Source organism: Bacillus sp. Root920, assembly GCF_001429445.1.
In the GTDB taxonomy this organism is placed as follows: domain Bacteria; phylum Bacillota; class Bacilli; order Bacillales; family Bacillaceae; genus Bacillus; species Bacillus safensis.
Window position 1 is genome coordinate 1704206 of record NZ_LMJV01000001.1, and the last position, 20293, is coordinate 1724498.

The 20293-nt window shown below is 41.8% G+C and carries 23 protein-coding genes and 1 other annotated feature; all 23 genes read left to right on the forward strand.

Annotated elements, in window-relative coordinates; all coding sequences use genetic code 11:
* The first annotated feature begins 145 nt into the window (after positions 1-145).
* Complete coding sequence (gene spoIIGA, locus ASE42_RS08315; protein ID WP_056766373.1) at positions 146-1075, forward strand: sigma-E processing peptidase SpoIIGA; 930 nt, start codon at positions 146-148, stop codon at positions 1073-1075.
* A gap of 58 nt (positions 1076-1133) precedes the next feature.
* Positions 1134-1853 carry an RNA polymerase sporulation sigma factor SigE gene (gene sigE, locus ASE42_RS08320; protein ID WP_007499746.1) on the forward strand — a complete coding sequence of 240 codons (720 nt, stop codon included), beginning with the start codon at positions 1134-1136 and terminating at the stop codon, positions 1851-1853.
* A 143-nt stretch (positions 1854-1996) separates the two neighbouring features.
* Positions 1997-2776, forward strand: coding sequence for an RNA polymerase sporulation sigma factor SigG (gene sigG, locus ASE42_RS08325; protein WP_024424250.1), 780 nt, complete (start codon positions 1997-1999; stop codon positions 2774-2776).
* Positions 2777-2926: 150 nt separating this feature from the next.
* On the forward strand, positions 2927-3865 hold the full coding sequence (locus ASE42_RS08330) for a sugar-binding transcriptional regulator (RefSeq protein ID WP_056766375.1): 939 nt from the start codon (positions 2927-2929) through the stop codon (positions 3863-3865).
* Between the two features lie 244 nt (positions 3866-4109).
* A complete protein-coding gene (locus ASE42_RS08335; protein ID WP_056766377.1) occupies positions 4110-5354 on the forward strand; it encodes an NAD(P)H-dependent oxidoreductase in 1245 nt (414 codons plus the stop codon).
* A gap of 12 nt (positions 5355-5366) precedes the next feature.
* Entirely contained in the window at positions 5367-5798 is a 432-nt protein-coding gene (locus ASE42_RS08340; RefSeq protein WP_024424247.1) for a transcriptional regulator GutM, read from the forward strand.
* Between the two features lie 18 nt (positions 5799-5816).
* Positions 5817-6347, forward strand: a complete 531-nt coding sequence (locus tag ASE42_RS08345) for a PTS glucitol/sorbitol transporter subunit IIC (protein ID WP_024424246.1) — start codon at positions 5817-5819, stop codon at positions 6345-6347.
* A gap of 13 nt (positions 6348-6360) precedes the next feature.
* The gene (locus ASE42_RS08350) at positions 6361-7371 is read left to right on the forward strand and encodes a PTS glucitol/sorbitol transporter subunit IIB (protein ID WP_024426936.1); all 1011 of its coding nucleotides are present in this window, start codon (positions 6361-6363) and stop codon (positions 7369-7371) included.
* Positions 7372-7397: 26 nt separating this feature from the next.
* The gene (locus tag ASE42_RS08355) at positions 7398-7754 is read left to right on the forward strand and encodes a PTS glucitol/sorbitol transporter subunit IIA (RefSeq protein WP_007499733.1); all 357 of its coding nucleotides are present in this window, start codon (positions 7398-7400) and stop codon (positions 7752-7754) included.
* A gap of 130 nt (positions 7755-7884) precedes the next feature.
* Positions 7885-8661, forward strand: coding sequence for an ABC transporter ATP-binding protein (locus ASE42_RS08360; RefSeq protein WP_024424244.1), 777 nt, complete (start codon positions 7885-7887; stop codon positions 8659-8661).
* A 79-nt stretch (positions 8662-8740) separates the two neighbouring features.
* A complete protein-coding gene (locus tag ASE42_RS08365) occupies positions 8741-8977 on the forward strand; it encodes a YlmC/YmxH family sporulation protein (RefSeq protein WP_008344958.1) in 237 nt (78 codons plus the stop codon).
* 211 nt (positions 8978-9188) lie between these two features.
* Entirely contained in the window at positions 9189-10052 is an 864-nt protein-coding gene (gene pgeF, locus ASE42_RS08370) for a peptidoglycan editing factor PgeF (protein WP_034623682.1), read from the forward strand.
* A 6-nt stretch (positions 10053-10058) separates the two neighbouring features.
* Positions 10059-10748: a YggS family pyridoxal phosphate-dependent enzyme gene (locus tag ASE42_RS08375; RefSeq protein ID WP_056766881.1), complete on the forward strand. Its 690-nt coding sequence runs from the start codon at positions 10059-10061 to the stop codon at positions 10746-10748.
* A gap of 1 nt (position 10749) precedes the next feature.
* Complete coding sequence (sepF, locus tag ASE42_RS08380) at positions 10750-11208, forward strand: cell division protein SepF (RefSeq protein WP_024424241.1); 459 nt, start codon at positions 10750-10752, stop codon at positions 11206-11208.
* A gap of 6 nt (positions 11209-11214) precedes the next feature.
* Positions 11215-11496: a YggT family protein gene (locus ASE42_RS08385; RefSeq protein WP_024424240.1), complete on the forward strand. Its 282-nt coding sequence runs from the start codon at positions 11215-11217 to the stop codon at positions 11494-11496.
* Between the two features lie 53 nt (positions 11497-11549).
* Complete coding sequence (locus tag ASE42_RS08390) at positions 11550-12326, forward strand: RNA-binding protein (protein ID WP_056766379.1); 777 nt, start codon at positions 11550-11552, stop codon at positions 12324-12326.
* A 26-nt stretch (positions 12327-12352) separates the two neighbouring features.
* Entirely contained in the window at positions 12353-12847 is a 495-nt protein-coding gene (locus ASE42_RS08395) for a DivIVA domain-containing protein (protein WP_008344947.1), read from the forward strand.
* Between the two features lie 61 nt (positions 12848-12908).
* Positions 12909-13143, forward strand: a binding site (T-box leader).
* Between the two features lie 59 nt (positions 13144-13202).
* Positions 13203-15968 carry an isoleucine--tRNA ligase gene (gene ileS / locus ASE42_RS08400; protein WP_056766381.1) on the forward strand — a complete coding sequence of 922 codons (2766 nt, stop codon included), beginning with the start codon at positions 13203-13205 and terminating at the stop codon, positions 15966-15968.
* Between the two features lie 159 nt (positions 15969-16127).
* Positions 16128-16502 (forward strand): TraR/DksA family transcriptional regulator, encoded by a 375-nt coding sequence (locus ASE42_RS08405; RefSeq protein WP_024424237.1) that lies wholly within the window; start codon positions 16128-16130, stop codon positions 16500-16502.
* 94 nt (positions 16503-16596) lie between these two features.
* On the forward strand, positions 16597-17064 hold the full coding sequence (lspA, locus tag ASE42_RS08410) for a signal peptidase II (RefSeq protein ID WP_024424236.1): 468 nt from the start codon (positions 16597-16599) through the stop codon (positions 17062-17064).
* Positions 17061-17975: an RluA family pseudouridine synthase gene (locus ASE42_RS08415; protein ID WP_056766383.1), complete on the forward strand. Its 915-nt coding sequence runs from the start codon at positions 17061-17063 to the stop codon at positions 17973-17975. Before lspA ends, ASE42_RS08415 begins: the two co-directional genes overlap by 4 nt.
* A 170-nt stretch (positions 17976-18145) precedes the next feature.
* Entirely contained in the window at positions 18146-18688 is a 543-nt protein-coding gene (pyrR, locus tag ASE42_RS08420) for a bifunctional pyr operon transcriptional regulator/uracil phosphoribosyltransferase PyrR (RefSeq protein WP_056766385.1), read from the forward strand.
* Positions 18689-18841: 153 nt separating this feature from the next.
* Entirely contained in the window at positions 18842-20170 is a 1329-nt protein-coding gene (locus ASE42_RS08425) for a solute carrier family 23 protein (protein ID WP_025092549.1), read from the forward strand.
* The last annotated feature ends 123 nt before the right edge of the window (positions 20171-20293 follow it).

Below are 20293 nucleotides of genomic sequence, written 5' to 3' on the forward strand. Positions count from 1 at the left end.
CGACAAAAACAATAACAATCCACCAAAAGTTCTCTATCATCCCCAACAAGAATTGACAGACTTCCATCTCTTGGCTGTTTTATACTGGTACAAACAAGTGCAAGTACTGCTTTTGATTCTTTGTTTCAGATGAAAGGAGCAGAAGGTGGTCATTTATTTAGATGTGATTTGGCTGTTAAACTTTTGTTTTGATCTATTGCTTCTCTTACTCACTGCATTTATTCTCAAACGACAAGTAAAAAAACGGCGATATATGTTAGGAGCTCTGATTGGATCGAGCATTGTTCTCTTGCTCTTTACACCATTTGCAATGTTTGTGTCACACCCTCTAGGCAAACTGCTTTTTTCTGTCTTGATCGTGCTTGCAACTTTTGGATTTCAAAGATTTCGATTCTTTTTTCAAAACCTGTTTGCTTTTTACTTTGTCACATTTTTGATGGGAGGAGGCATGATCGGGGTTCATTCGTTTTTACAAACCAATACTGTTATTCAAGACGGGCTGCTGATTTCACAAAATGATGGCTTTGGTGATCCCATTAGCTGGCTTTTCGTTTTAACCGGCTTTCCTGCGATTTGGCTGTTTTCAAAGAAACGATTAGGAGAGGTCGGTGCGAAAAAAAGACAGTTTGATGAACAAGTCCTTGCGGAGATACACATTCAAGGAGAGACCATCCGCTTAAAGGGACTCGTCGATTCTGGCAATCAGCTGTATGATCCTATGACGAAAACACCTGTGATGATCGTTCAAGCAGATCAACTCATGGCCATTTGCGGAGAGCCATTTATAGAGCTTATGAAGCAGTCTCATCCTGTTGAAGTGATGCAAAAGCTCGATGATCAATTTCCGCTTCTTGACCGTTTAAGACTTGTTCCATATCGAGCGGTCGGTCATGATCACGGGTTTCTTCTATGCTTAAAACCAGATACGGTCATCATTTATTCAAAAACGCATATGATCCAGCCAGCCAAGTGTTTTGTAGGCATGAGTCTGAGCGGTTTATCAGCAGATCAGGAATTTCAATCCATCATTCATCCAGATATGTTAGACGGAAAAATCATCCAAGGGGTGTCTTAAGTTTTGGTGATGTCTTTTATCTTACGAGGTCAACTTGACATTTAGAAGGGAGAAGAAGATGAAAAAATTAAAATTTAAACTCACTTACTACTGGTATAAACTCCTCATGAAGCTAGGTCTTAAGAGTGATGAGATTTATTATATTGGTGGTAGTGAGGCGCTGCCGCCGCCATTATCAAAGGATGAAGAGCAGGAACTGCTTGTCAAATTACCAAAAGGTGATCAAACAGCAAGGGCTATCCTGATTGAAAGAAATTTGCGGTTGGTGGTCTACATCGCAAGAAAATTTGAAAACACAGGGATTAATATTGAGGATTTAATTAGTATTGGAACTATTGGTCTAATTAAGGCAGTCAATACATTTAACCCAGAAAAAAAGATCAAGCTTGCGACATATGCTTCGAGATGTATTGAAAATGAGATTCTGATGTATTTGCGCCGAAATAATAAAATTCGTTCAGAAGTGTCGTTTGATGAGCCGCTCAACATTGATTGGGACGGAAATGAACTTCTTTTATCAGACGTACTTGGAACAGATGATGATATTATCACACGAGATATTGAAGCAAATGTAGATAAAAAACTTTTGAAAAAAGCGCTGGAACAATTAAATGACCGCGAAAAGCAGATCATGGAGCTTAGATTCGGCTTGGTTGGCGGTGAGGAAAAAACCCAAAAAGATGTCGCTGATATGCTAGGCATTTCCCAGTCGTATATTTCAAGACTTGAAAAAAGAATTATTAAACGATTACAAAAAGAATTTAACAAAATGGTCTAAAAAAATTTTTTAAAAAGCTCTGTCCCTTTGCTGTCAAAGGAATCAACTTCTTTTCTCATGATTCTCGTCATCACTCGTGCATATTTTTCCATCCCAAGGAGATACTGAACTTTGTACAACAGCTCCTGTAGGGAGGGAAAAAAGTGTCCAGAAATAAAGTGGAAATCTGCGGAGTCGACACCTCCAAACTGCCTGTTCTGAAAAACGAAGAGATGAGAAAATTGTTCAGACAGCTGCAAGATGAGGGTGACGATACAGCAAGAGAAAAGCTAGTCAATGGCAATTTGCGGTTGGTTTTAAGTGTGATTCAGCGTTTTAACAACAGAGGCGAGTATGTGGATGATCTCTTCCAAGTAGGCTGTATCGGATTAATGAAATCAATTGATAATTTTGATTTAAGCCACAATGTCAGATTTTCAACTTATGCGGTCCCTATGATCATAGGAGAAATCCGTCGATACTTGCGTGATAACAACCCAATTCGGGTGTCTCGTTCACTAAGAGATATTGCCTACAAAGCGCTTCAGGTTCGTGAGAGGCTGATTAGTGAGACAAGCAAGGAGCCAACGGCAGAAGACATTGCCAAAGTGCTGGAAGTGCCTCATGAGGAAATTGTCTTTGCCCTAGATGCGATTCAAGATCCTGTTTCTTTGTTTGAACCGATCTATAATGACGGAGGAGATCCGATTTATGTGATGGATCAAATTAGTGATGATCGGAACAAAGACACACAATGGGTAGAGGAATTGGCCTTAAAAGAGGGAATGCGCAGATTGAATGATCGAGAAAAAATGATTCTCCGCAAACGCTTCTTCCAAGGAAAAACGCAAATGGAAGTCGCTGAAGAGATCGGGATTTCTCAAGCACAAGTCTCAAGACTTGAAAAAGCAGCCATCAAACAAATGAATAAAAACATCTTTTAAAGCCGCCGCTTCATGTGCGGCTTTTTTCATTCTTGGAAAGAGCACGTCTCTAGTATTGACTCTGTTATTTTTTTCATTTAATCTGTTTTTAACAAATGTTATTTTAGATATCATTTGTTAGGGAACACTTAAGCGGAAAGAAGGGTTATTATGACATTCCATGATGAAAGAAGGCTGCTCATTAAGGTTGCGCATATGTATTATGAAGAAGGCGCCACTCAATCTAAAATAGCAGATGCTGTTGGGGTTAGCCGTTCGCTCATATCGAAATATTTGGCAAAAGCACGTGAAGCAGGAATCGTGGAAATCATTATTCATGATGAAATGAATCAACAATATGGATCTTTAGAAAGAAAAATAGAGCGGAAATACGGGCTGCGAGAAGTCGTCTGTGTGGAAACGCTCAGCCAAGAAACAACAAAAAGCCGAATCGGCGCTGCGGCGGCAGGCTTTTTATTAAAAGTCATGAAGGATGGACAAGTCATCGGTTTTTCCTCAGGAACCACTTTGCATGAAATGGCGAAATCGCTTACGTCAATTCAGCACTACCCATCCGTGACATTTGTTCCGCTTGTCGGGGGTGTGGGAAACGAAGATGTTGATATCCATGCCAATTATATTATTGCGAGATGCACAGAGGCACTCAAATCTAAATGTGAGTTTTTACATGTGCCTGTCATGCTTGATACGAAAGAAGCGAAGGATGTACTGATACGGCAGCCGTCAATCAAAAAAGTGATTGAATTAGGAGAATCATCAAATATTGCGGTTGTCGGGATTGGCGGGGTTCCGCAGCATTCAACGATGGTGAAATCTTATATGACAAGCGGTGAGGAGGATATTCTTCAAGCGAAGGATGTAGCGGGTGACATTTGCTATAACTTTATTGATCACCAAGGGGAAGTGTATCCTCACCCATGGAACGACAGGGTAATGGGCATAAGCCCGCAAAAGTTGAAAGAAATCCCGCTAGTCATTGGTGTCGCTGGAGGAGAAGAAAAAGTTGAAGCGATCCGGGCAGCCTTAGAAGGTGGATTAATTCATGTATTAATTACGGATGAACGAACAGGAGATGCCTTATTAAAGTAACTACCTAATATGATTAGGTAGTTTTTTTGAGTCTTTAGACTCAAAAAGATTGAAAATTTTATTGATTTTATCTTGACACAAAGTTGACACATCATATAAACTAAGTTCATAACAAATGATAAATAAAATAACAAATGTTACAAGAAACAGATTTTTGTTAATTTTTATAACATTTGTTAAAAGTTTCAGATTATTTTTCTAGCAATCTACCCGAGAAGCAAGAAAACCTGAAAGGATGATTTAGATGTCAATCTATCAACAGTTGTTAGCTCGAGAACGCAGTGGAGATCCAATCAAAGTAGGAATTATTGGGGCAGGCCAAATGGGCTTTGGACTTATTTCACAAATTTCTAAAATTCCAGGCATGATTGTAGCAGGTGTTTGTGATATTCACCTTAGTGCAGCAGAGAAGGCAGCGAATTTTTACAAGCAGCATGCGAAGCCGCATCAAATGGTCGTCACAAATGATTATAGAGAAGTGATTCAATCAGATTTTGTGGAAGTTGTCGTAGATGCAACAGGAGTGCCAGAGGTCGGAGCAAACATTTCTTTGGAAGCGCTTAATTCAAAGAAACATCTCGTTCTTTTAAATGTAGAAGTTGATATTACCATCGGTTTGGTGATGCATAAATTATTCACAAATGCAGGACTTGTTTATTCTGGATCAGCTGGAGACGAACCGGCAGCAACACTAGAATTATATGAATTTGCAAAAACAATGGGACTTGAAGTGCTCGTTGCTGGGAAAGGCAAGAACAACCCATTCTTCCCAGAAGCAAATCCAGATACGTGTAAAGCAGAAGCAGATAGTAAACATATGAGTGCACATATGCTCGCTGCCTTCCAAGACGGAACAAAAACAATGGCAGAAATGAACTTATTAAGTAACGCGACAGGGCTTTTGCCAGATAAAGTCGGTATGCACGGAGTCGAAGCAAATTTAGAGAATGTAGCAGATAAATTGAATCAAAAACAACAAGGCGGCGTGCTCGATAACTTCGGAGTCGTTGAATATGTAAATGGACTTGCTCCTGGCGTATTCGTTATCGTCAAGAGTGATCTAGAGCCAGTAGATGAAGAGCTTCGTTACTTAAAAGTTGGAAAAGGTCCTCACTACACGCTTTACCGTCCTTTCCACTTAGCGAGTCTTGAAACACCTGTTACCATCGCAAAAGCGGTCTTACAGCATGATTCATCGATCCACCCTATTGGTGTACCAGTGTCAGAAACAGTCGCTGTTGCGAAAAGAGCTATTAAAGCAGGGGAATCACTTGACGGGATTGGCGGATACTCCGTAAGAGGTGTACTTGAAACGCATCAAGACATGAAAACGAACGGTCACATTCCAATTGGTTTAATCAGCGGAAAAGTCGTAGCGAAAAAAGACATCAAATTAGGACAGTTCCTGACTCATGATGATGTAGAGCTTGATTCAAACACAACCGTCTGGAAGCTGCGTTCATTACAAGATCACTTATTTCAATCATAAGGACGTGAAGCTATGGAAAAATTAGCAATCGTACTTTGTATCATTCTCATCGTGCAGTATGGGTTATCTTTTATTCAAATCAAGTATTACCGCAAAAGCATGGACTCACTAATTGATGACTACAGAGGGAAACAAGGCTATCACTTATTTTCAGGAATGGAACGGCGCAAAGTTGGCCCTGGGGCCATTGCGCTCATCATTGTGGATGAATCGTATATCATTCAAAAATGCCATGTGCTTGGCGGCGTGTCGATCTTATCTAAATTTAAAGAAGTCCCTGCATATGAAGGCAAGCATGTAGGGGCTGTGCTGGATGAGCACCACATGATGAAGAAAACGTTGAAAAAGCGTAAAAAGGCGCCAGCTGTCATGCAAGCACTTTCCATGGCGGCTGAGCAGGCACTTGTCTCGATTTCGAAAAAAAATATAACAAATGTGAACTAAAGAAAGGGGAGATGAAACATGGAATGGATTCAATGGTTTGGAGAGCACTTTATCGGAATGTTTGAAGCCGGCGGAAAGCAGTTCATGGGTCTGATTACAGGTATCGTTCCAACGCTTGTTGTGTTACTTACTTTCACTTATGCTGTCATGAAATTTATTGGAGAAGAGCGAGTGAATAGAGCCATTCAGTTTGCAGCGAAATATACCATTTTGCGCTACACGTTAATGCCGATCTTATCTGTTCTTATTTTGACAAACCCAATGGCTTATACGTTTGGCCGCTTCTTACCTGAAAAACAAAAACCAGCATTCTATGATTCAGCTGTTTCATTTGTTCATCCGGTGACATCACTGTTCCCGTATGCCAACGCAGGAGAACTATTTGTCTACTTAGGAATTGCGAACGGGATTAAAGAAGCTGGATATTCAATGTCAGAGCTTGCTGTTCGTTACTTCTTAGTCGGGATCGTCGTCATTTTGCTACGCGGAATCATTACTGAATGGATTACAAAATATTTAGCAGGAAAAATGAAAGCGAATTCACAATAGGGGAGGGTTAGACATGACAAACCACAAAGTATTTGTTGCAAAAGGTGCTGGCGGATGGGGAGAAGGCTTAGAGCTTGAACCAACTGGTAAAAGAAGAAAGGTTGTTTCCATTACAGGGGGAGGCATTCACCCGGTTGCACGTAAAATTGCAGAAATGACAGGGACAGAAGCATGTGATGGCTTTAAAAACTCTATACCAGAAGATGAAATGATGTGTGTTGTCATTGACTGCGGGGGAACAGCGCGAATCGGACTTTATCCAATGAAACGCATTCCAACTGTAGACGTTTTGGCATCCTCTCCTTCTGGGCCGCTTGCTAAACATATTACAGAAGATATCTTCGTATCAGGCGTAACAGAAAAAGATATTTCCTATGCAGAAGCATCTGATGGTGAGGCGAAAGCAGAAGGTCAGGAAAACAGTGAGTCGATTGATAAAGAGAATTTCAAAGAAACGTATGCAAAGCTGAAAGAGGAAAATATTGAGCGGCAGGAAAAAGGCAATTTCCTGATGAGATTCTCACGCGGAATCGGGAAAGTCACCGGTACGTTCTACCAGGCTGGCCGTGATTCTGTTGATATGCTTTTGAAAAACATTATTCCATTCATGGCATTTGTCAGTATGTTAATTGGAATTATCAATTATACAAAAATCGGTGATCTGATTGCCCATTTTCTATCACCTTTGGCAGGATCTCTTTGGGGGCTCTTACTGCTTGTTGTGGTCTGTACACTGCCGTTCCTATCACCTGTCTTAGGACCTGGAGCAGTCATTGCCCAAGTCATCGGTGTTCTGATTGGTAGTCAAATTGCACTAGGAAACATTCCGCCTCAATTTGCACTTCCAGCACTATTTGCCATTAACGGTCAAGTAGGGTGTGATTTTATTCCAGTGGGGCTGTCACTTGGTGAAGCGAAGCCGGAAACGGTACAATATGGGGTACCAGCTGTTTTGTATAGCCGTCTTATTACAGGGGTTCTATCTGTTGTGATCGCATACGTTGCCAGCTTCGGTATGTATTAAACGTATTAAAGGAGGAATCGAGATACATGGTAACACAATCTGTCGTAAAAGAAATTGGGATCTTAGTCCCGCAATTTAAAGAAGATAAGCTGATTGTTTTATTTGGACCCGCAGCGCCGCAGGAATTAAGAGATATGTCTGTCATTCATGAGTTCGAACATCTAGAAGAAGAGCCGCTGAAGCTAGGCGGAACCATTCAAGTGGGCGATCAAACGTACACGATCACAGCCCTAGGCAATAAAGCAAATGACAACTTTAAAGAGCTCGGCCATATTTCGATCTACTTCCAAGAGCCGTTTGATGATGTATTACCAGGAGCTGTATTTGCATCCCCGCACACGTTTCCTGATATAAAAGAAGGCGTACGAATTGAAATTTCGTAACCTTGTAAAAAAAGCTGTTCCTAAATTGGAACAGCTTTTTTATATGAGGTTTACCAGAAAGAGCATTTACGATATGCTGTAAACATTCATTATTTGTATATTCAGAATTTTTACTCAGGAGGAAGTTATGGTGTCACTTGAATTGAAGAATGTTTCATTAAAAAGAAATGGGAAATGGCTGCTGCAGTCTGTTGACTGGCAGGTAAATAAGCAGGAACACTGGGTGCTTTACGGTTTAAATGGTGCGGGAAAAACCGCTTTATTAAATATGCTCTGCTCCTATTATTTCCCCACCTCAGGCGAGATGACAGTGCTGGGGCATGTCTTTGGCAAGGAAGCTCTTGGTGAAAAGCTCAGGAGGAAAATTGGTCTCATCTCAGCGGGACTTGAAAAGAAATTGCACAGAGACGACAATGCTTTTGAAATTGTTTTAAGCGGCGCATTTGCTTCTATCGGGCTTTATGAGACCCCGACAGATGAAATGAGAGAGAAAGCCATTGATCTATTAAAAGCGTTTGGTTCATTCAAATATGCCAACAGAACATATGAAACCCTCTCACAGGGAGAGAAGCAAAAAGTCTTGATTGCGAGGGCTTTAATGAATGATCCGCAGCTCTTGATTTTAGATGAACCTGTGACGGGTCTTGATTTTTTAGCAAGAGAGCAAGTGCTGGAGACCATCTCATTTATTGCAGCTAAGCCTGATGCGCCTACTTTGCTCTATACGACCCATCATGCAGAGGAGATTCTGCCTGTTTTTCAGCATACCTTATTATTAAAAAATGGATCGGTTTTTGATCAAGGAGAAACAAAAGAGATGATGACAAGCGGCCTGCTTTCTTCTTTTTTTGAATGTCCGGTAGATGTCATGTGGAGAAATGGCCGTCCGCATTTAAGCAAATTGTAGATAAAAGAAACTATTGGTCTGCTTCCCTGCTTTTCCATCATACATATTATAGTAGAAAACGAAAGGCGGGGAAGGACAGATGATCAGTATTTCTGAATTCCAAATCAAGGATGTCGTCGATGTATCCAGCGGGAAAAAATTAGGTACCATTGGGGACATTGATATTAATGTCACAAGCGGCAAAATCCAAGCGATTATTATTGGCGGTACAGGTAAAATGATGGGATTTTTCGGAAAAGAAGAGGAAATGATTGTCCCATGGCGAAATATAGTAAAAATTGGCGAAGATGTGATACTTGTCCGCTTGTCTTCTTAATTCGTATAATTCCTCAATGAATCATTCAATTTTTCCTTAAAACAAACTCTTCATTCTTAGCAAACAATGTCTTTTTCGGGTAAAAAGATTACGTTTTCATATCAATTTGTAAAAAAAACTGCAGAAAGGGCACATTTGAGTGTAATATTTAATGAATCCCACTAACTGTCTATGCATGTCTTGTGGTAAAATAGGAGCGAAATAAAGAGAGATGAATGAAAGGTGGGAGGCAGCTTTGACATACAAATATGACCCCTTTCAGCAGAAATCACCATATGCAATGACCATTCATGATTGGACGAACATGACATGTTCTGGTAAAGAGGTATTGGCCGGGTTTACCACAAAAAACGGCGGCTTCAGCCTACCTCCATATCAATCATTGAACACTGGACTCCATGTAGGAGATGATGCTTCTAGTGTTCAAATGAATCGTCAAGTCATAGCAGATGCTGCTGCTGTGCCGCTCTCTGATTGGGTGTTTGCAGACCAAACACACGAGGATCGCATCCTGAAAGTCACCAAGGAGCAAAGAGGAAGAGGAAGTCTTCATTATCATGAGGCACTGCCTGGTACAGACGGTTTATATACGTCTGAGACGAACATGATGCTCGCTCTTTGTTTCGCTGATTGTGTTCCGCTTTATTTTCTAGCTCCGGAAAACGGATTAATTGGAACGGCTCATGCCGGCTGGAAAGGAACCGTCAAGCAAATTGGTGCAAAGATGGTTGATGTATGGGTCAGCCAAGAAGATGCCAAGGCCGATCATATTCAAGTCGTCATTGGACCATCCATTGGCAGCTGCTGCTACATAGTCGATGACGCAGTCATGGATCAAGTGAAACAGCTTCCTTTTTCAACAGAGGATGTGTATTCCGAGATTTCACCAGGACAATATAAAATTGATTTGAAAACATTAAACAAAAACGTATTGCTTCATGCAGGAATAAAGGAAGAAAACATACATGTCAGTTCGATGTGCACAAGCTGCAATGATCAGCTTTTCTTCTCACACCGGCGTGATCAAGGGAAAACAGGACGTATGATGTCTTTTGTCGGGTTTAAGGAGGCATAAGTGCAATTGAATGTACGAGAGAATCTCAGACAAATAAATGAACAAATAAACGAAGCATGTAAAAGAGCCGGTAGACAACCAGCAGATGTATCGGTCGTCGCTGTGACAAAGTATGTCTCAATTGAACGAGCACAAGAAGCTAAAGAAGCAGGAATTATGCACTTTGGTGAAAATCGTGACCAAGGGTTACTTGAAAAGCAGGCGGCCATAACCGATGAAAACATTAGCTGGCACTTCATCGGCAGTTTACAAACACGAAAAGTGAAATCTGTCATTCAGTCAATTGACTACTTACATTCGCTCGACAGGATGTCTCTTGCGAATGAAATTGAAAAAAGAGCGGATCACACAGTTCGCTGTTTTGTACAAGTGAACACATCACTTGAGGAGTCAAAACACGGCTTGAAAAGTGAAGAAGTCATTCCATTTGTAAAGCAGCTGGCAGATTTCAAACACATTGAAGTGGCTGGACTGATGACGATGGCTCCATTTACAGATGATCACACTGTGATTCGCAACTGTTTTAAAACATTAAAAAATCTTCGAGAAGAAGTAAAACATCTTAACCAAGTAAATGCACCTTGTCAGCATTTATCGATGGGCATGTCAAATGATTTTGAAATCGCAATTGAAGAAGGTGCGACATTCGTTCGGATTGGCTCTTCACTTGTTGGAAATGAAACAGGAGGTGCGTGACATGAGCATAAAAAATAAGTTTAAAAGCTTTTTCACTCTCGACGATGAAGAGTATGAGTACGAATATATTGATGAAGAAAGAGAACCCGTTCAAGAAGAAAAAGGAACGAAGGACAAAGCAGCATTTCAAGATCGCCCGCAGACAGGAAAACAAAATGTCGTCAGCTTGCAAAGCGTGCAAAAATCCTCTAAAGTGGTGTTAAGTGAGCCGCGTGTTTATGCAGAGGCGCAGGAGATTGCAGACCATATTAAAAACAGACGTGCAGTCGTCGTGAATTTGCAGCGCATTCAGCATGATCAAGCAAAGCGAATCATTGACTTCTTAAGCGGAACCGTTTATGCAATCGGTGGAGACATCCAGCGTATTGGCTCGAATATATTCCTCTGCACACCTGATAATGTAGATGTATCTGGTACAATATCAGAGCTATTGACAGAGGAAGAACCTCAGAGGTGGTAAATCATAGTGATTCTAAATTTCATTTTTAATATTTTAGGAACGGTATTAACGATTTACTCATTCGCGATTATTATTTACATCTTTATGTCATGGGTGCCATCTGCAAGAGAAACTGTGTTTGGCCGTTTTCTGACAAATATTTGCGAACCGTATTTAGAACCATTTCGTAAAATTATTCCGCCAATCGGCATGATTGACATCTCGCCGATTGTGGCATTGCTTGTGATTCGTTTTGCATCATCATATGGACTAACTGGTCTTTACAATATGATTGTGCGCTTCATGTAAACAGGCTGCCGGGCTTGGCACTGCCAGGCTCTTTTACATAAGAGGGGAACAAAATGAGCGATATCTATCAGCATTTTAGAAAAGACGAACAGCCATTTGTCGACCAAGTGTTAGGCTGGAAAAAAATCGCACTCGACCAATATCGAATGAAATTAACAGATTTCCTTGATCCGCGTGAGCAATTTATTACTGAGTCGGTCATCCAGCATGGCGAAGAACTTGGGATCATGTTTTTTGGCGGGTATGAGGGAGCGGAGCGCAAAAGAGCCCTCATTTATCCTGATTATTTAGAACCTTCTATTCAAGATGTTGAGCTGTCATATTTTCAGGTGAACTATGCGAAAAAGTTTATTTCTTTAGAACACCCGAAGCTTCTCGGCTCATTGATTGGGACAGGCTTGAAGCGTCAAAAATTCGGAGATCTATTATTTTCAGAGGAAGATGTGCAGTTTATTTGTACAAGTGATGTCGCCGATTTTGTGCGGGCGCAGCTGACTCATGTCGGCAGAGCAGCCGTTTCATTAGAGGAAATCACGCAGGCAGAAATAAAGCCAGTGATCATGAAGACTGATATCAAAGAAGATACCATTTCTTCACTTCGGCTTGATGCTGTATGTGCTGCTGTCAGCCGTCAGTCTCGGCAAAAAGCACAGCTTTTAGTCAAAAATGGGCTTGTCAAAGTCAATTGGAAAGTCACAGAGGACCCTTCTTTTACAATCGGTGAAGGCGATCAGCTCTCTGTTCGGGGATTTGGCCGCTTTAGCCTCAAAACGATTGATGGGAAGACCAAAAAAGATAAATTCAAAGTAACATTTGAGCTTCTGACATAACGAACTTGAATCTGGAGGTGGCGAGGTTGCCATTAACACCTAATGATATTCATAATAAAACGTTCACAAAAAGCTTTCGCGGCTATGATGAAGATGAAGTAAACGAGTTTTTAAGCCAAGTACGTAAAGACTATGAGATCGTACTTCGTAAAAAGAATGAGCTTGAAGACAAAGTAAACGAGCTTGACGAAAGACTAGGTCATTTTGCAACAATTGAAGAGACATTAAACAAATCGATTCTTGTGGCGCAGGAAGCAGCAGAAGACGTAAAGCGCCATTCTGATAAAGAAGCAAAATTGATTATTCGTGAAGCAGAGAAAAATGCAGACCGTATTATCAACGAAGCGCTGTCAAAATCAAGAAAAATTGCAATGGAAATCGAAGAGCTGAAGAAACAGTCGAAGGTCTTTAGAACTCGTTTCCAAATGCTCATCGAAGCACAGCTTGATCTTCTGAAAAATGACGATTGGGATCATTTACTGGAATATGAAGTAGACGCTGTCTTTGACGAAAAAGAATAAGCGCATCATCTTGACATGACGTGCTCATGTTGCATATAATACCATCATAAATTAACAAGAGATAAACGTTTGAAAGGGACACTCGCAGCTGTCATATGCGTAATAAAGCGAATCAGGGATGGTGGAAGCCTGACATTACGAGACGCTGCAATGAGATCACCCCTTTAGTTCCTTTTCTGAAAAAAACAGTAAGAAAAGGCGTCTGATCACGTTACGATTTTAGAGTGGATAAGCGGCTCTTTCATATCGCTTGTCTAAAAGGGTGGTACCGCGAGACAAGCCTTCTCGTCCCTTATGGGATGAGAGGGCTTTTTTTATTGTTTTTTAATCAGAATTTGCATGTGGAGGAATGGGTATGAACTACAAAGACACCTTATTAATGCCGAAAACAGAATTCCCGATGAGAGGGAACTTGCCGAACAAAGAGCCTGAAATCCAAGAGGAGTGGGCAGAGAAAGACATCTATCAAATGGTTTTAGAGCGGACTAAAGGACGCCCGACGTTTATTTTGCATGATGGACCTCCATATGCGAATGGTGACATTCATATGGGGCATGCACTTAATAAAATCCTAAAAGATTTTATCGTCCGATTTAAATCAATGAACGGGTATCATGCACCGTATGTTCCGGGCTGGGATACACACGGGCTGCCAATTGAAACAGCTCTTACTAAAAATAAAAAAGTCAAACGCAAAGAAATGTCTACAGCAGAATTCCGCAAACTATGCGAGGAGTATGCTTGGAAGCAAATTGAAGGTCAGCGCAGCCAGTTTAAGCGATTAGGCGTTAGAGCAGACTGGGACAATCCATATGTCACATTAAAGCCTGAATACGAAGCTCAGCAAATCCTTGTCTTTGGTGAAATGGCGAAGAGAGGCTATATCTATAAAGGATTAAAGCCTGTTAACTGGTCTCCTTCAAGTGAATCAGCCCTCGCTGAAGCGGAAATTGAATATAAAGACAAACGTTCACCATCGATTTACGTTTCGTTTAAAGTAAAAGATGGCAAAGGCGTTCTTGAAAACGGCGAACAATTCATTATCTGGACAACAACACCTTGGACGCTTCCTGCAAACCTTGGCATTTGTGTTCATCCAAACTTAGAGTACAGTGTTCTTCAAGTCGGTGCTGAGCGTTATGTCGTTGCATCTGAACTGGTTGAACAAGTAGTAAAAACACTCGGCTTTGAAGAATACGAAGTTGTGAAAACATTAAAAGGTAAAGAATTAGATAAAATCGTTGCAGCACATCCAATTTACGATAGAGATTCTCTTGTGATGCTTGGCGATCACGTGACAACTGATGCGGGAACTGGCTGTGTTCACACAGCACCAGGCCACGGGGAAGATGACTTTATTGTCGGTATGAAATACGGTCTTGATGTGCTCTGTCCAGTAGATGAAAAAGGTGTGATGACAGATGAGGCGCCTGGTTTTGAAGGACTATTCTACGAGGATGCCAATAAAGCCATCACAGAACAGCTTGAAGCAAAAGGTGCGCTGAAAAAGCTCGACTTTATCACGCACTCCTACCCGCATGACTGGAGAACGAAAAAACCAACGATTTATCGTGCGACAGCTCAGTGGTTTGCATCCATTAAAGATTTTAGAGAAGCGTTATTAGACAATATTAAAGAAACGAAATGGGTTCCAGCATGGGGAGAAACACGCCTGTTCAATATGGTGCGTGACAGAGGTGACTGGTGTATTTCAAGACAGCGTGTATGGGGCGTTCCAATTCCGGTCTTTTATGCGGAAAATGGTGAGCCGATCATCACGGACGAAACCATTCAGCATGTATCTCAATTATTTAGAGAGCATGGCTCGAATATTTGGTTTGAAAAAGAAGCAAAAGAGCTATTGCCAGAAGGCTTTACACATCCAGGCAGCCCGAATGGTGAATTCACAAAAGAGCAGGATATCATGGATGTATGGTTTGATTCCGGTTCTTCTCACCAAGCCGTTTTAGAAGAAAGAGACGACCTAGTCCGTCCGGCAGATCTTTACCTTGAAGGCTCTGACCAATATCGCGGCTGGTTTAACTCCTCATTATCAACAGCAGTTGCTGTCACTGGAAAAGCACCTTATAAAGGTGTCCTAAGCCATGGCTTTACGCTTGATAAAGAAGGACGTAAGATGAGTAAATCATTAGGCAATACGATTGATCCAACGAAGGTTGCGAAGCAGCTTGGTGCAGAGATTCTAAGACTTTGGGTATCTTCAGTCAACTATCAAGCCGATCATCCAGTATCTGATGATATTTTGAAACAAGTAGCAGAAGTCTATCGTAAAATCCGTAACACCTTCCGCTTCCTGCATGGAAACCTATTTGACTTTGACCCAGCAGTTAATGCCGTGCCGGTAGAAGAGCTTCGCGAAGTGGATCAATACATCATGATCAAATTAAACAAATTGATTGATAAAGTGAAAAAAGCTTATGATGATTACGAATTTGCGGTCGTGTATCATGCGATTCACAATTTCTGTACGATTGAGCTCAGCTCTTTCTATCTTGATTTTGCAAAGGATGTCGTCTACATTGAGCATGCGGATCATCCAGACCGCCGCAGCATGCAGACGGTCTTCTACGAAACATTAATGGCTTTAGTGAAGCTGACTGCACCAATTCTTCCGCATACCGCAGATGAATTATGGAGCCACTTAAGCTTTGTTGAAGAGCCAAGTGTTCAGTTAACAGATATGCCAGAAGGTGCGCTAGTTCCTCAAGCTGAAGCGACAGAAGCGAAATTTGACCGCTTTATGGAAGTACGTGACGATGTGCTAAAAGCGCTGGAGATTGCGCGTAACGAGAAAGTCATCGGACGTTCACTTGAAGCAAGTGTGACGCTTTATGCGACAGATGAAGTGAAAAACCTTCTTGCATCCATTAAAGAAGATGTGAAGCAGCTCTTTATCATCTCTGAATTAACGGTAGAAGATGAGCAGCTTGCAGATACATCAGCGCCTGAATATGCATCAGGACGAATTGTGGTTCAAAAAGCAGAAGGAGAACTGTGCGAACGTTCCCGCATTATTTCAAAAGACGTTGGTGCAAATCCGAAATACCCAACATTGTCGCTGAAAAATGCTGAAATCGTGGAGAAATATTACCAAAATTAACAATGCGATATCACAAGCTGGCGCCCCGTCATATGCGGGGCGTTTTCTTTTATGAGAAAATGACAGCCTTTAGAACGAAAGGAAAAATCTTATGGCTTTAAAGTGACCAGGCGGGGCAACAATATGATTATCACGACAGGCAGGAGTTGAAATAGCGACATGAATGGCGATCTAGAGACGATTTACACGGAACTCCTTCAAATGAAAGAAGAGCTGCAATCTAAACTGTTTGAATACGCATCATTTCGTTCACCCGCTGAGCATGTCACATTGAATGAGGTCAAAACGACCACACTTCTTTATCACATCAAAGAAGAGCTGCAAGATGTGTCTCTCGCTATTGCAAAAATCGAACAAGGAACCTATGGCATATGTGAGGCGACAGGAGATGTGATTCCGCTTGAACAAATGAGTATTCTTCCTACCGCCCGCACGGCTGACGACTTTTTATATCATAAGCAATACGAGAAAAAAGCATTCACTCCTTATCCTTACGAATCAAATGATTCTCATTTTGAAGCCTTCCACATGTAGGGAGGTTTTTGTCTGTCAACTAAAGTTTCTTTACTCCTTCCTGTTTTCTTGATAAAATGCTTAAAGATCAAAGTATGAAGATGGAGGAACGTGTGTGTTCTATTACATAATCGCATTCGTTATCATTTGTTTAGACCAATTAACAAAATGGCTCATTGTCAAAAATATGATGCTCGGTGATTCTGTTCCAGTCATTGATGGATTCTTTTATATCACGTCTCACCGTAATTCAGGAGCCGCATGGGGAATTCTTCAAGGGCAAATGTGGTTTTTCTATGTGATCACACTCGTTGTTATTGCGGGAATTGTTTATTACTTACAAAAACATGGACAAAAGGACAAGCTGCTGGGAGTAGCGCTGGCCTTAATGCTTGGCGGAGCGATCGGAAACTTTATCGACCGTATTTTCCGTCAGGAAGTGGTTGATTTTGCTCATTTCGTATTTGGGGATTATCACTATCCAATCTTTAATATTGCAGATTCTTCTCTCTGTGTAGGGGTTATTCTGCTCTTCATTCAAATGCTATTAGATGGAAAGAAAAATAAGGAGTCAACTACATGAATCAAGTAAATATTGCCGTTTCAGAAGAACAAACGAGTGAACGGCTAGATAAATTTCTAAGCACGACAGAACCAGAATGGTCAAGAACCCAAGTCCAGCAATGGGTAAAAGATGGGCTGATCGAAGTAAACGGGAAACAAGTAAAGGCCAATTACAAAGTACAAGCTGGAGATCAAATCAAAGTGGAGATTCCAGATCCGGAAGCGCTAGATGTAGAAGCAGAACCAATGGACCTTGATATTTATTATGAGGATGCAGATGTATTAGTCGTAAATAAACCACGGGGAATGGTCGTTCACCCAGCGCCAGGTCATGTGTCAGGAACGCTTGTAAATGGTCTGATGGCACATTGCAAGGACTTATCAGGGATTAACGGTGTGATGCGTCCTGGAATTGTCCACCGAATTGATAAAGATACGTCTGGGCTGTTAATGGTCGCTAAAAACGATATGGCACATGAGTCACTCGTCAATCAGCTGGTGGCTAAAACTGTCACAAGAAAGTATACGGCTGTTGTCCACGGTATTATCCAGCATGATACAGGCACAATTGATGCACCAATTGGCAGAGACAAAAAAGACCGCCAAAGCATGACGGTCACAAAAGAAAATGCAAAACAAGCCGTTACTCACTTTGATGTGATTGAACGCTTTCAAGACTTCACAGTTGTCGAGTGCCGTCTTGAAACAGGAAGAACACACCAAATTCGTGTTCATATGAAATATATCGGCTACCCTCTTGCAGGAGATCCGAAATATGGGCCGAGAAAAACAGTCGATTTTAATGGACAGCTGCTGCATGCAGGTGTTTTAGGATTTGATCATCCTAGAACAGGAGAATATATCGAGTTCACAGCACCAATTCCAGCTGATATGCAGGGCTTTATCGATTCATTAAGAAATAACGATTGACAGGCCGTTCTTTTTTTGAAATAATAAACGAAGAAATTGAGATTCTTTAAAACAGTCCAGAGAGGCTGAGAAGGATAACGGATCAATTTGTGCACGCATATGCACAAATGAACGCCCCTCTCTGCCCTTTGCAGAAGGGGCTTTTTATTTGTCAAAAAGAGGTGTAAAAGATGGAACAAAAAGCAGTCATTCTTGATGAACAAGCGATCAGAAGAGCGCTTACCCGAATTGCACATGAAATGATTGAGCGCAACAAAGGGATGAAGGATATCATCCTTGCCGGGATCAAGACAAGAGGCATACATCTTGCAAAGCGCCTTGCAGAGCGCATCGAGCAAATTGAAGGGAATCCAGTCACTGTAGGTGAACTTGATATTACGCTATACCGTGATGACCTGACAAAAAAGACAGACAACCAAGACCCGCTTGTAAAGGGTGCAGACATACCAGCTGACATTAATGACAAAACACTCATTGTCGTTGACGATGTCCTGTTTACAGGCAGAACCGTCAGAGCAGCTATGGATGCCCTTGTGGATGTAGGAAGACCATCTTCCATTCAGCTGGCTGTGCTCGTCGATCGGGGACACCGGGAGCTGCCGATCCGAGCGGATTATATCGGGAAAAACATCCCGACTTCAAAAGCAGAGACAGTCATGGTTCAGCTCAATGAAGTAGATCAAAACGACCTTGTCGCTATATATGAAAAATAACCTTTTTAAATGCATTCCAGAGAGTTTGCAAAGAGGGCAATAACAGAGAAACCGAGCACACGGCCAACATGACGTGTCCGGCTTATCTAGGCCTCTTTGCATACTCGCAAAGAGGCTTTTTTAATGAAAAAGGACACATCTAGGAGGAAAATCATGAGTCAGCAAAAAGCCAATTTAGGCATTCGAGATATCCCAAAACCATTCACATGGCTGTCACTTAGCCTGCAGCATTTGTTTGCGATGTTTGGTGCGACCATTCTTGTACCAAAAATCATTGATATGAGTCCAGCCGTCGCGCTCATCTCAAGCGGTGTGGGAACGATTGTTTACTTAATCATCACAAGAGGACAAATTCCGGCGTATCTTGGATCGTCCTTTGCCTTCATCGCCCCCATACTGAATGTGAAAGCAACAGGCGGCCCTGGAGCCGCAATGGTTGGCGCCTTCATGGCGGGTGTCGCTTATGCACTCATCGCCCTATTCATTAAATGGCTCGGCACAGGCTGGCTGATGAAGCTTCTGCCGCCGGTGGTCGTAGGACCAGTCATTATGGTCATCGGACTCGGACTCGCTGGAACAGCAGTCAACATGGCGATGTATGTTGATCCGAATGCAACCGAGCTTGTTTACAGCCTCAAGCACTTAATGGTCGCTGGCTTCACACTGGCTGTCACCATTATCAGTATGATTTTCCTAAGAGGATTCCTTAGCTTAATCCCAGTATTAATCGGCATCATCAGCGGCTATCTCTTTGCCTTAACACAAGGCATCGTGAACTTCCAGCCGGTCATTGACGCAAAATGGTTTGCTGTACCAGACTTCGTCGTGCCATTTGTCGACTATACACCTGCTGTGACCTTAAGCATTCTCACAGTGATGGTGCCGGTAGCCTTTGTCACAATGTCTGAGCATATCGGCCACCAAGTGGTGTTAAGTAAGGTCGTAGGACAAGATTTTATTAAAAAACCAGGTCTTCACCGTTCCATTTTAGGAGACAGTGCGGCGACGATCTTCGCTTCACTTATTGGCGGACCACCAACAACAACTTATGGAGAGAACATTGGCGTACTAGCCATCACAAGAGTGTTTAGTATCTTCGTCATCGGCGGAGCAGCCGTGTTTGCGATCTGCTTCGGTTTTGTAGGAAAAATTTCAGCATTAATCAGTACAGTGCCGTCCGCGGTGATGGGAGGCGTTTCGTTCCTGCTCTTTGGAATCATTGCTTCAAGCGGCCTGAGAATTCTGATTGATCATAAAGTGAATTTTGAAGAAAAGCGTAATCTCATTATCGCATCAGTCATCCTAGTCATTGGGATTGGCGGGGCATTCATTGAGGTGAAACAAATCAATCTCACCCTATCTGGAATGGCACTTGCTGCGATTACGGGTGTCCTGTTAAATCTGATCCTGCCGCATCAAAAAGCAGAAGATGACAACTCAAATGAATCAAATACAGAAAACCTTTTAAAAGAAGTCCAGTGAGGCTGACAAGGGTTCTAAATGGAGCAGAATGCACAAAAGTGCCGCTGCTTCTTTTGGAGAACCCTAAGCTGCCGAGGCTTAGGGTTTTTTTGAACCTGAAAGTGATGAAAAACTAGAGGGGGA